Below are 13,678 nucleotides of genomic sequence, written 5' to 3'. Positions count from 1 at the left end.
CTATCCGATTTTTACATTTTATGTTGAAATAAATGGTAATAGGCCTCATTGGCATTCAATTGGTCCTTGAACTGCCTTATGGTGGTATTCTTATCGATTACAACAAGTTCTACCCCAGCCATTTCCGCAAAGTCCTCGATGAATTCCGTTTTTACCGCTTGGCTATAAACGGTATGATGAGCGCCTCCAGCCAAAATCCAGGCCGTTGCCGCAATTTCCAAATCGGGTTTCGCATCCCATAGCACCCGTGCCACGGGTAATTTGGGTAATTCTCCCATTGGGGCTACCGCCTCCACTTCATTGACAATTAACCTAAATCGATTTCCTAAATCAACCAAGGATACATTAATTGCAGGGCCGGCCGGGGAATTGAAAACCAAACGCACTGGATCCTCCTTACCGCCGATACCCAACGGATGTACTTCGCAAGAGGGTTTTTTATCGGCTACGGACGGACAGATTTCCAACATATGCGATCCCATTACATATGCTTTCTGTGGTGTAAAATGATAGGTATAATCTTCCATGAACGATGTTCCGCCTTCCAAGTCAGAGGCCATTACTTTCATTGCCCTCAACAACGCGGCAGTCTTCCAGTCACCTTCCCCGCCATAGCCATAACCATCGGCCATTAATCTTTGGGTGGCAATTCCAGGTAGCTGTTTCAACTCGCCAAGGTTTTCAAATGTATCGGTAAAGGCATTGAATCCGCCTTCTTCCAAAAAGGCACGTAAGCCCAATTCTATTTTTGCCGCATCGATGAGGGATTGGCGTTTGCTACCAGATTCCAATAATTCATCTGTTAAGTTGTACTCGGATTCATATTGGCTTACCAGGGTAGCTACTTCCTTATCTGAAAGCTTATCGATGATTTTGGTTACATCGGACGAATCATAACCGTTTACCGAAAAACCAAATCGCAATTGGGCTTCCACTTTATCGCCGTCGGTTACGGAGACTTCACGCATATTATCTCCAATTCGCGCCACTTTTAGATTCTGAAACTCGTTCCAACCTAAGGCGACCCTACTCCAGTTACCTAACTTTTCCTGAATTCTTCGCTCTCCCCAATGTCCAACAATTATTTTTCGCTTTTTACGCATCCGAGTCATCATGTGGCCAAATTCACGGTCGCCATGAGCGGATTGGTTCAAGTTCATAAAATCCATATCAATGGTTTCCCACGGAACTTCTGCATTAAATTGAGTGTGTAAATGGCACAAAGGCTTGGTAAGAATAGACAGACCATTGATCCACATTTTAGCCGGGGAAAAAGTATGCATCCAGGTAATGACCCCAATACATGCCTTATCGGCACTGGCCTGTTGGCAAACCTCCGCTATTTCATTGGGTGATTTTACCGTTGGTTTATATACAATTTGCACCGGTATATGGCCAGATGCATTAAATTCCTTTACAATGGTCCGTGAGTTCTTTGCTACTTGATCCAATGTTTCAGGTCCGTACAAATTCTGACTACCTGTCAAGAACCATATTTCCTTATCCTTCGTCTTTATACCCATAATAGTAATTGCAATTTATTGTCCGTAGTAGGCATTATTACCATGCTTACGTTCGTAATGTTTTTTAATTAAAGAATTTTTTAACCTTGGAGCATTTGGATTGATCTGTAAGGTTAAATATGCCATTTGGGCAACGGTCTCCAACACCTTGCTGTTATAAACGGCTTTTGCCGCTGTTTTCCCCCATGCAAACGGACCGTGGTTCCCAATAAGCACCATTTCCACTTCTTTAGCAGATAAACCACGTTCCTCAAAGCAATCCAATATCTGTATGCCCGTATTATGTTCGTAATCCCCTTCAATTAGACTATCCTTCATAGGCTGGGCACATGGAATATCGGCTGTAAGATGATCGGCATGTGTTGTCCCAAAAATAGGTATGTCCTGTTGGGCTTGTGCCCAGGCAACCGAATAGGTGGCATGGGTATGGGCTATTCCACCAATGTGGTCCCAGTTTTTATATAAATAGGCGTGTGTTTTTGTATCCGATGAAGGCCTTAAAGCCCCTTCCACAATAGAATTGTCATAATCTAGAACAACGATATCCTCTGGTTTCAACTTTTCATAGGGAATACCACTGGGCTTAATGGCAAATACCCCATTTGCTCTATCCACGGCACTTACATTACCAAAGGTATAGATGACCAGCCCAAGGTTGTTCAACTCTATATTGGCCTCATAGCATTCCTGTTTTAAATAACTGTATTTTGTATTCATTTCAATTCTTTTTTATGGTACTTTCCATATAGATTCCGAGATTTTCATAGGATAATATTGATTTTTCAAATTCCTTGACCGCCTCCGGTTCCGGATAATATTCTGCCTCATAATCACTGCCCAAATGGGCACTGGCTTCAATAACATTGGGATAAATACCCGAAGCTACGGCAGCATATATGGCAGCCCCCAAAGCTGGAGCCTGATCGGAGGCTGCCACTTTGATGGGCATGTTCATTACATTGGCCAAAGTCTGCATGATAAATGGCGATTTTCTTGCAACGCCACCAATGCCTACAACCGATTCTATTTTTATACCTTCCTCCTGAAACCGATCGGCAATTTTCTTGGAACCGAAACAAATTGCATTGATCAAGGCCTTAAAAATATGCGGAGCCTTTGAACCCAAGGACAAATGGGAAATGGCACTTTTCAAATTTTGGTCTGCATCCGGTGTTCTACGTCCATTGATCCAATCCAAGGTTGTTGGAATACTTTCCGATAGTGGAATGGCTTCGGCGGCATCAGAAAGTTTCTTGATAAAATCACTTTCTATTTCCCGTTGCAGATCTTCCTTTTGTTGATGCGAAATTATATCGGAAGTCATGATCAAATTGTCAATCGGCCAGGCCAGTACCTCTTTAAACCACGCCAATAAATCCCCGAAGGCAGACTGCCCGGCTTCAAGTCCAATAAAACCGGGAAGGACAGAACCATCAACCTGACCACAAATACCCCTAATAGTCTTTCCATTTACTTCGAAGTCCTTTGCTACTATAATATCACAGGTGGAAGTACCCATCACCCTCACAAGGGTATTTTCGTTAATTTTGGCACCCACAGCGCCGGCATGCGCGTCGAACGTTCCAACTGCGATTACCGTGTTTGTGGTCAAACCCAACCTTTCCGCCCATTCTTTACTTAAATTTCCAGCAATTTCATTGGAAGTGTATGTCTCATCATACAAGTTGGCACGTAATTCTGCCAAGTACGGATGTAAAAGCCCCAAAAATTCCTTAGGGGGCAAGCCTCCCCAGCTTTCATGCCACATAGCCTTGTGGCCGGCAGCACAACGACTGCGTTTAAAGGTTTTTAAATCCTTGTTTTCAACGAGGATATAAGTCATTAAATCACAATGTTCCATCCAGGTGTATGCTTCCCTTTCAACTGCTACATCCTCTTCTACAACATGTGCTATCTTCGCCCAAAACCACTCCGATGAATATATTCCTCCTACATATTTCGTATAGTCCTCCCCTCCCCAGGTTGCTGCCAACCCGTTAATCTTTTCTGCTTCTGCTATGGCCGTATGATCTTTCCATAGGACCATCATGGCGTTAGGGTTCTCCTCAAAACCATCTACCAGGGCCAAAGGCGTACCATTCTTTGCTAGGGGCACCGGGGAAGAACCTGTCGTGTCAATACATATACCTTTAATTTCCGCTGGATTCACTTTGCTTTTTGTAACTACGGCGGATACTGTTTTTTCCAACCCTTCTATATGATCCAATGGGTGTTGCCGAAATTTATTTTGAGACGGTTCACAATATTTTTTTTCGCTCCACCTTGGGTACCAATATATTTCTGAAGCTATTTCATTTCCATTTGATGAATCTATTAGTACAGCCCTTACGGAATCTGTACCATAATCCAATCCAATTACATACCCTTTCATTTTTTGATTCAATTTTTTCGAAGTAAATATAATTATTTGACCGTTATAAAGTGTTATAAAAACACTTATTGTTAAGTTCCATTAAACCTCAGTATGGTAAACGAGTTGTTCTTTGGTAATATATTTACTTTTCCATTGGAATTTTATATCTATTTCGATTTTGTTGGTTTTCTTACTCTCCTTTTGGAATCCATACCTTCATTTTGCCAACTCCCCTATTGGACCATGCATAGTAAGGAATAGCTTTGAATTTGCCATCTTTAATCGTATTGACACCACCCAAAAGATTTTGTTCCATTTGAACTTGAAAATTATTTTCCAAAGGCACTGTTATATCATCGAAATTATTTTTATTATCAATTTCTTCAACTGCATAAACCAAAGGACCGTATTCCAATGCAATTTTACCCCTGTTCTCTGCAACTTTAGAGGAGGTCTCGACCATACGAACCTCCATAGGAAACTTTAGTTCAATATTCTTACCATTAATCCTTTTCCCAGGAAGGGTAACGTAACCGTCCAAAGAATTTACAACCTCTTTTTGACCATCTATAAACACCTCAACCTTATTAGGGATTACATTTACATAATCATACAGACCGCCGGGAAGCACCTCATTATTCGCCCAACCTGGAATACGCATTTTAAGGTTAAAGTCCTCACCTTTAGTTGCTATTACATTAATATGGACGTTTCCGTTCCAAGGATAGTTTGTTTTTTGGGTAATATCAATACTATTATTAGGAAGGTCAATTGTTGCCACATTTGAAGCATACAAATTAACATAAATGTCATCCTTGTTTTTTGAATAGATAAGACCGGGCATTGCCGGTAAAAAACGTACAACATTTGTTGGACAACAAGAACAATCAAACCAGGATTTCCTAGTGGCCGCCCCTTGGTTAAATTCATATTTGCCATCAGATTCCAAGGCATTTGGATAGAAAAATTCAGTACCACTTAAAGAAAGTCCGGAAATCAATCCATTGTACAGTGTCCGTTCAATTACATCAAAATATTTTACATCCCCTGTTAGGTTGAACATTCTATGGTTCCAATACACATCGCCAATTGAGGCACATGTTTCGTTATAAGCCGTTAAATTTGGTAATTCATAGTTTTCGCCAAATGCCTCACCGTCATGCTTGGCCCCAATACCACCTGTTAGATACATTTTCTTCTCTACCATATTCTTCCATAAATTGTCAATGGCCCTATGATATGCCGTATCATTTTTTAAGGCAGCAATATCGGTCATGGCAGCATACATATAGACCGCCCTTACAGCATGGCCCACAACTTCCTCCTGATTCACAACCGGTTGATGATCTTGAGAGTAGGGACCGAACAATTTGTGATTTTCAGGATTGCCCCTATTGTCCAAAAAGTATTTTGCCAAATCTAAATAGGCTTCCTTTCCAGTTACTTCATAGAGCTTTATCAAACCTGTTTCAATAATCTGATGCCCGGGGACCGCAGGAATTTTTCCCTCCCCATCACCAAAAGTAGCAACCATTAACTCTGCATTTTTTAAGGCTATATCAAGAAAGTTCCTTTTACCAGTGGCCTTAAAATGAACTACGGCGGCCTCATACATATGTCCTGCGTTGTACAATTCGTGACTCATAAAAAGCGACTCCCAACGCTTTCCTTCCTTGACCTCTACCCATTTAGCGGGAGGTTTTGTTGGATTAATAGTTCTCCAGGTTGTTAGATAACCATCAGATTCCTGACCAATTTTAACAATATCGATCAAAGAATCCAATAATTTCTCCAAGGGTTTGTTGGGGGCACTTATCAATGAATTGGAAGCACCCTCTATTACTTTATAAACATCGGAATCATCAAAAGGCATTACTCCCTTTACCGGCCCGTCCATTTTTCCACCCGCTATCAAAAAATTATCAAAACGACCTTCTTCCTCACATTTTTCAATGGCATAGGCTATTGTCTTTTCTTGTACCCTTTTTATAATGGGTAACCAAAATTCATCTGTTAGTTTTACGTTTTGAATGTTTACAGGAGTTAATTTATATCCAGGGCCCTGAATGCTCTTAGCAGGCAATGTAACTTCTACTTTTTTTTCTTTGCAACCTGTTAGTGCTAGAAGAATGGTCAATGTAAATACCGGGAATAGTTTCCTTTTCATATCATTTAATTTAAAACATTCGATTTAAGTTGTGGCCAATTCCCCTTCCAATGCAATTCTGCTATTTTAAGTTTAAAGATTCCTTTATTCATATCAGTACTGCAAAATGACCATAAATATGTTTACTTATTTTTGGAGTATTTTCAATAGGACCAAGATCTACAAGGGTTGATTTATCCTGTGCATTTAACCCAAAAGAAGTAAATAGAAAAAAACAACGCTAAATCCAATACTTTTAAACCTCATGTAGTCAACTCTCAACTCTTGATTATGGAAAAATTCCATTAAAGTGTATTTTCAACACTTGTAAATAAAGTGAAGTTTTGCCTATTCTGCAAATAATTTTTATTAAAAATGTCTTATTATTGATTTCTAGCTATTTATAGTCAGTTGGAAGTGAATTTTCTACAAAACATTTCAATGGCGGCATCATTGTTTGCAACAAGCAATAACTGCTTGTTTTTCAATTTGATACCCTTGATATCCCTAGCCATTCCTTTCACAGAAAAACCACTTTCATATGGTTCAATATACTTCCAACTTCCTTGGTTGTTACCCAACAGAAGATTACCATAAGAAACATCCTGCTTGCCCAAGGATGGGGTAAAGCCTGAAAAATTACCTGCCGCTAAAATATCCATTATACCGTCTGAATTAAAATCTCCTGTCAAGAAGGCATAAATGGGTGCCATTTGTACTTCATGTGGTAATGGTTTGGGTTCATAAACCCCATCTTTATTTAAATATACAGTAGACAGCAGTGTCTGAACGCTCTTGATTTGGGCAGACTTTAAATCCTTTTCGGAAAAAGCCTCTTTTAAACCATCCTTGGCAAAAGTTTCATAGTCCCTATACCGCTTTCTGACCAAAGGCATCTGTTTTTTCAATTCATCCAAGGAATTATAGATCCATTCCCTATCATCATGATAGTAAGCTATAATAGGATCAATAGACCCATTTTGATCCCAATCTTTAACAATCAAACTCAAGGGTTGGTCTTTTGACGCCTTCCAGGAACTATTTACCCCCAAATTGCCCACCAAAATATCCATCCTGGAATCTCCATTGATATCTGCCCGGTGAACGCTATTCCATAAACCCACGGAATTGGGTAATTTCTTTTTCGATAAAACCGAATCTTCCTTAAAACCAATGAGGGTAATTGGCATCCACTCCCCTACTACTATCAGATTTTCTTCCATTGAATTCCAATTGGCATCTGTAACCATACCCAATTTTTCCAGTGTCTCAATTTTAAAACTGGGCGTTTTATTTATGTTTATACCATTATTCCAAAGAATATAACTATCAGGGGACACCCCATAACTTCCATATTCGGATCTTGTTCCTACAAATAAATCCACCTTACCATCCTTGTTAAAGTCTCCTACTTCAACCACAGATCCATTGGATTCCGGTAATTCTCCCAAATATTTATTAAATGCTCCACTGCCATCGTTCAAATACAATCTATCCAAATATTTTGAAGAATCTTTAGTGTAAGCCCCTCCACTTACCACATATAAGTCTTGATCCCCATCATCATCAGCATCTAAGAAAATGGCATCTACATCCTCTTGACCCCTATCTTCCTCTATAATTTGAACAATTACCTTTTTAAAATAATTTGATTCCCCATCCCTTATCTGTTTATACAAAGCACTTGCCTGCCCTTTTGCGCCAGTAACGAAGAAATCTTCCAATCCGTCATTATTGATATCACCTGTGGCTATTTTTGGACCTTCGGTAGAAATCTTATGGGGAATCAAATATTCATTTGCAAAGTCATCAAAATCATCCTCCTCATGCACAAAATCAACGACAGCATCCTGAACCCTTTCAAACCACTTAGGACTGTTTCCCTTAATTTTTTGTGCAGATGAACTATTTTTATATTCAATTACCAAATTTTGGTTCACAGGAACATCCTTTAGTTCTTGTACACGACCGTTATTCCATAGGATTTTCACCTTATCAATTATTTTTTCATTACCCAGGCCAAACAGTAAATCATCATGGGATGAAGATAACCATCCCCTCACCGGGCTCATTTCTTGAACAATTGTTTTACCCGCAACCTCCATCACTATTTTTGTCCCTACTCCGTTTCTATTTTTTGTATCACCCCTTAATTTTATTTTCAAAAAATTATTGCCCATTATTTTTTCAGCATTGTTCCTGTATATGGAACTAGGTTGATTGAGATTATTGACGACCAGGTCCAAATCCCCATCATTATCCAAATCCCCGTATGCGGAACCCATTGAACAACCCAATAAATCCAAACCCCATTCTTTGGACACATCTTCAAATGATAGGCTACCCGTATTTCTATAGGCGTAATTGGCAACCTTACCTTCGGGCATCATCCGGGCCAGCTCCAAAGATGATTTTTGTTCTGCCGATGCAGTATTGTAATTATAATTAATGTAGTTGAGATCATTGGGCCTTCTCAATATACCATTGGTTATAAAGATGTCCTTGGCCCCGTCATTATCGTAATCCGCCAAAAGAACCGACCAGCTCCAATCGGTCGCATCAATTCCTGCCATTTGTGAAATCTCACTAAACTGTGAATGGTCCGCAAAAAGGTTCCCCCTGTTAAGATGTAACATGTTGTGCGGAAACTGGTCAGAATACCCAAACTTCTTTTTAAACTGATAGATATCATAGGGATCTGCACCTGAGGATTTTTTTCTCGTCACTTCATCATGAGGTTTCATATCCAGCGTCATAATATCCAAAAGCCCGTCATTATTGATATCTGCAATATCGCTGCCCATGGAAAAAGTACTTGTACTTGTTGTACTCCCTTTTACCGCTTCCTTAAAAGTACCATTGCATTGATTGTAATATAGGTAATCATTATCATGAAAATCATTTGACACATATATATCGGGACAACCATTATTATCCAAGTCGGCAATGGATACAGATAATCCGTAACCCGTTGCGCCACCAAAAATACCAGCCTCATCACTTATATCGAAAAACTTACCCTCTTGGTTTTCAAATAATCGGTCTCCCGCCAAACTGTCCCTAACAGCTCTTTTCCCTACATCGACATAGACATCCAAATCATGTATGGAGTGATTTAATTGAAACATATCCAAATCTCCGTCATTATCGTAATCAAAAAAGGCTGATTGTTGACAATATCCCTTTAAATCCATTCCAAAATCTGACGCTTTCTCCCCGAATGTTCCATCCCCATTGTTTAAGAATAATTGATTCTCACCCTTAAACATATTCCCGTCCCATAAATAATTGACATAAATATCCAACCAGCCATCCTGATTTACATCCACTACGGTAACGCCTGTACACCAAATCCCTTTTCCCATGGGCCCTGAAACCCCAGCTTGTTCAGTACGGTCCTCGAATTGCAGACCACCTTTATTAAGGAAAAGCTTATTGGACTCCTGATTGGAGGTAAAGTAAATATCTACTAGACCATCATTATTAAAATCGGCCAAAGCAACACCGCCACCATTATGGGCATATAAATAAGTGTTGATATTAAAGCTATCACTTTCCGTGACTGTATTTGTAAAATCAAGTTGGGTCTCGTTTGGCATTAATTCAGTGAACAACTTGGTTTGCTCTTTACAGCCCAAAAGGCACAAACCAATCACCCACAAACAAATTCGGACTTCCATAAACGATTTTAACTGCTCCATAGTCAAGGTGCCTTCTCAATTCTTATAAACTGTACATCTTCATTGTTTTTGGCTACTAAAAAATAGTCTTCTCCCTTAATCTGCAATTCTTTTATATCACGAACTTGTCCATTTATTCTTAGACCAATTTCACTGTTGCGGACAGGCTTAAAGGATCCCTTGCCATCATTTAGAAGACACAAACCATAACTGGCATCATATTTCCCAATTTCCGGTTTTACTTCCCAAAGGTTTCCTCCCAAAAGAATATCCTTGAAACCATCTCCATTAATATCCTTGGAAACAATGGCATAAATTGGGGAGTATTGAGCCCTTAAAGGCAATGGCTCTAGCTCCAATCCGTCCTTGCGGTTCCAGATCACAGCGGATTCAAGATAATTTACTTCACTAACCAAGGATGAGGAAAGCTGTTCTTTGGTAAAAATCTCATCAATATGTTTAAGTTTGTAATCCTCATATTTTAAAAATCTTTTCTTTAAATATGGAAGTTGGGATGTTAAGTCATGGCGTAGTACCAAAGGATAGGACTCTTCCCCATTGTATGTACATATAATTTGTTCTATGGTACCATTTTGATCAAAGTCGTTTATATAGCAAGCTATGGGCTTATCATCCGTAGCCTTAAACCTACTGTTTAGCCCATGGTTACCAACAAGGTAATCATCGTCGCCATCGTTATCAAGATCAACGGCCTCTATGGTATTCCACCAACCTGAAAGTGTGGAAACCCCATCCATATCAGTTTTATCAAAACCAATTTCAGTCTGTTGAAAAAGTTGAATCGCCATCCATTCCCCTATCACTATTAAATCCTGTTTCCCGTCATTATTAAAATCTGACCAAACAGCATCCTTTATCATTCCCAACTCCTTTAGGCCGGGGGCAATTTCCATTGTAACATTCTTAAAAACACCTTTACCATTATTCTGTAAAATATATCCGTTTTGGGGAATTCCATAATTTCTATTCCTAAGTCGCACACCAACAAAAAGATCCAAATCACCATCATCGTCGTAGTCTTTTGCAATCACGCATGAGGTACTTTCATATGAAGATGTAGGTAGGGTTTGCCCGGATTTTGTAAAGAAACCCTTTCCATCATTTAAATAAAGTCGATCGCCAAGAGCCGATGAAGTATTTGGATATTCGTTTCCTCCACTCACCACATAGATATCCTGGTCCCCATCTTGATCAGCATCAAAGAACAATGCATCCACATCTTCAGAACGCTTGTCCTCTTCAAAACCAGCGTTAGCCTTTAAAAGCAACCTACCTTGTTCTGTCTGTAAAAAAAGTTGACTTTCAAAACCAGCTGCACCGCATAGAAATACATCTTCCAGACCATCGCCATTTACATCTGCCAAAGTCATTTTAGGGCCTTCCGTAGAACTCATTTGAAAGACCATACCATCCCTATCAAAATCACTGAAATTATTCTCAGTATGTACAAGACTTCCTATTTCCCCACCAGGAACTGTTATCAACTCAAAACCTAAATGGGAACCCTTGTTTGTCGTTGCCTTCACAGCTTGTATCTGAGTTTTCGATTCCACTATTTCAATCTTTTGATTGGCAGCTATGTTCTGTGTTTTTGATGTTTTTCCGGTAGGCCATTCCACAATGATCGAATCTATTTGAGTTTGATACTTAAGGCCAAAATTTAATACAGGGTCCACGGAAGACTGAAATCCTCTACTAGGCATTTCCCTTAAGATCTGGACTTCCCCTTTTTGGTAAAGAGACACCTTTGACCCAATGGCGTAAGTGTTCTTATCCGCCCCTTTTAACTGAACCTGAAGATAGTGCGGTTTTGGAGAAACTTTGTCTGCATGATTCCTATATACAAAGGCCTCCGTATTTACATTATTGACTACAAGATCCAAATCCCCGTCATTATCCAAATCGCCATAGGCCATACCGTTGGAAAAGCCTGGCTTATGCAGCCCCCAGTTCTCCGTTATATCTTGAAAGCCAAGTTCTGGTCGGCCAGAATAGGCCACATTGGAAATAGGCTTGGAAGGTATGATATCTATTAACTTTTTATAGTTGACGCCTTTTTCTGTTATTATACTTCTTGCCACCACCTCGCTTGATATATAATTTAAATAATCTTGATTGAGTATGTCTTGGAAAATCCCATTTGTCACATAAACATCCTTATACCCGTCTAGGTCAAGGTCTGCCATGAGTACACTCCAGCTCCAATCTGTAGCTTCCATACCTACCAACCTAGAAATTTCACTAAAGGAAATATCGTTATTGGCATCAATACCATTATTGACATGGAACATATTTCTCGTGAACTGGCTATGATACCCGTTCCTTATCTTGCTTTTATAATTATTCCAACTTTCAAAGGACATGGAGGTTTTAATACGTGATTCCTCCTTGGGTAGCATTTCGGTAACAAAAATTTCAGGGAAACCATCATTATTGATATCGGCCTCATCTATTCCCATCGAAGCCATGCTAATTGAGGGCATTTGATGCTCCAATTTCTCGGAAAAAGTTCCGTTCTTATTATTCATATAAATATAGTCCCGCTCAAAAAAATCATTACAGACATACATATCTTGCCATCCATCGGCGTTTAGATCCGTCACTATAACCCCTAAACCAAAGCCTATAGTACTGCCATATATGCCAGCCTTTGTACTTACATCTTTAAAATGACCATTCACATTTTCATACAATCTATCCCCGTTTATGGAATCTCTTAGGTGACGTTCATTCTTATTAATACTGAAAGAGCCTATAGCCCTAAAAGAATTGTTAATAATATAGGCATCCAAGTCTCCATCGTTGTCATAATCAAAAAATACGGAATGGGTGGAAAGTCCGTTGTCATTTAAACCATAATATTCCGAGCTTTCGGTAAAGCTTAAATCGCCATTATTTATAAAAAGCTCATTTTGCTTGTCATCACCATCAATATCTCCTGAATTACATACATAGATATCCAAAAGGCCATCAGAATTCACATCTACCATATTCACTCCTGTGGACCAAGATCTATTTCCCTCAACACCGGCCTGTTTAGAAATATCCGCAAACTGAAAATTCCCTTTATTTAAATAGAGCTTATTAGTTTGCAAATTGGAAGTAAAATAAATATCCGATAATCCATCGTTATTAATATCCCCTATTGCAACTCCGCCTCCATTATAATAGTTCCTATAGGTAAATACATTAAAATCCTGATCATATTCTAAGCGGTTGACAAATGAAATGCCCGTCTCCTTATTATGCATCAACTCAAATAGCTTTTTGGACTCCTTTATTATAGGTTTTTTGTCACAGCCAACAAACAGTAGAAGTCCAGTACTAAGGCATAAAATCAGATTCTTCATAGTTTATCCTCGTTTAAATTGGTCAAGTCCACATACCACAGATTAATAATTTGCCCACTCGCATCAGGATAAACAGTAATCCTTCTGTTCCCCTTGACCTTTACATAAATATCCTCTTTGTAAAAATTTGGACTTTTTATCTTAAAAGTTTTTCCTCCATACCATTTATCCATTAAATTAAGTACGTCCAACAAAAGACTATCCTTTTCAAAAATACCATCCTTAAACTTAGCGTTCTCATAATATATGGCCGCGTTCATTTCATTTATAGAATCGTTCTTAAATTGGGGATAAAAAGTCAAGGTTGCCGGATATGTCATCTCCTCCAATTTACATTGCACCCAATTGGGACTTTTTTGCCCTCCTTGTTTAAAATGCCCTTTAACGTTCATATCAAAACTATACGTTCTGAATTCCTTAAAGGGCATTTTTAGGTACAATCCTTTAAACAGGCTATCTTCACGTATTTTCTTAGCCAATTCCTTTTTTTCGTATACTTTATATTTAGCCTCGTTAGACCTATTACAACCTAAGACACCAATTAATAAGGTAAAGCCAATAATTTTAAGAAAACGATATCCCAC

General features: G+C 39.1%; 7 protein-coding genes. All 7 read right to left on the bottom strand.

Annotation, left to right across the window (positions count from 1 at the left end):
• Nucleotides 1–11: 11 nt before the first annotated feature.
• The 7 genes from araA to QSE00_RS21090 all read right to left on the bottom strand — a co-directional run bounded on the left by araA (nucleotide 12) and on the right by QSE00_RS21090 (nucleotide 13,678).
• A complete protein-coding gene (araA, locus tag QSE00_RS21120) occupies nucleotides 12–1,523 on the bottom strand; it encodes an L-arabinose isomerase (RefSeq protein ID WP_286107401.1) in 1,512 nt (503 codons plus the stop codon).
• A gap of 15 nt (nucleotides 1,524–1,538) precedes the next feature.
• On the bottom strand, nucleotides 1,539–2,240 hold the full coding sequence (locus QSE00_RS21115) for an L-ribulose-5-phosphate 4-epimerase (RefSeq protein ID WP_110357328.1): 702 nt from the start codon (nucleotides 2,238–2,240) through the stop codon (nucleotides 1,539–1,541).
• A 1-nt stretch (nucleotide 2,241) separates the two neighbouring features.
• Complete coding sequence (locus QSE00_RS21110; protein ID WP_286107400.1) at nucleotides 2,242–3,915, bottom strand: ribulokinase; 1,674 nt, start codon at nucleotides 3,913–3,915, stop codon at nucleotides 2,242–2,244.
• Nucleotides 3,916–4,087: 172 nt separating this feature from the next.
• Nucleotides 4,088–6,064 carry a glycoside hydrolase family 127 protein gene (locus QSE00_RS21105; protein ID WP_286107399.1) on the bottom strand — a complete coding sequence of 659 codons (1,977 nt, stop codon included), beginning with the start codon at nucleotides 6,062–6,064 and terminating at the stop codon, nucleotides 4,088–4,090.
• Between the two features lie 386 nt (nucleotides 6,065–6,450).
• Entirely contained in the window at nucleotides 6,451–9,723 is a 3,273-nt protein-coding gene (locus tag QSE00_RS21100; protein ID WP_286107398.1) for a CRTAC1 family protein, read from the bottom strand.
• 23 nt (nucleotides 9,724–9,746) lie between these two features.
• Nucleotides 9,747–13,094 (bottom strand): VCBS repeat-containing protein, encoded by a 3,348-nt coding sequence (locus tag QSE00_RS21095; RefSeq protein WP_286107397.1) that lies wholly within the window; start codon nucleotides 13,092–13,094, stop codon nucleotides 9,747–9,749.
• Nucleotides 13,091–13,678, bottom strand: coding sequence for a hypothetical protein (locus QSE00_RS21090; protein ID WP_286107396.1), 588 nt, complete (start codon nucleotides 13,676–13,678; stop codon nucleotides 13,091–13,093). Before QSE00_RS21090 ends, QSE00_RS21095 begins: the two co-directional genes overlap by 4 nt.

It is taken from the genome of Arenibacter flavimaris (assembly GCF_030291335.1).
Taxonomy (GTDB): Bacteria; Bacteroidota; Bacteroidia; order Flavobacteriales; family Flavobacteriaceae; genus Arenibacter.
This window is presented reverse-complemented; position numbering and strand designations above follow the sequence as displayed.

Coding starts and splice junctions, on each gene's coding strand:
- araA (WP_286107401.1), bottom strand. CDS start 1,523: ATGGGTATAAAGACGAAGGATAAGGAAATATGGTTCTTGACAGGTAGT.
- QSE00_RS21115 (WP_110357328.1), bottom strand. CDS start 2,240: ATGAATACAAAATACAGTTATTTAAAACAGGAATGCTATGAGGCCAAT.
- QSE00_RS21110 (WP_286107400.1), bottom strand. CDS start 3,915: ATGAAAGGGTATGTAATTGGATTGGATTATGGTACAGATTCCGTAAGG.
- QSE00_RS21105 (WP_286107399.1), bottom strand. CDS start 6,064: ATGAAAAGGAAACTATTCCCGGTATTTACATTGACCATTCTTCTAGCA.
- QSE00_RS21100 (WP_286107398.1), bottom strand. CDS start 9,723: ATGGAAGTCCGAATTTGTTTGTGGGTGATTGGTTTGTGCCTTTTGGGC.
- QSE00_RS21095 (WP_286107397.1), bottom strand. CDS start 13,094: ATGAAGAATCTGATTTTATGCCTTAGTACTGGACTTCTACTGTTTGTT.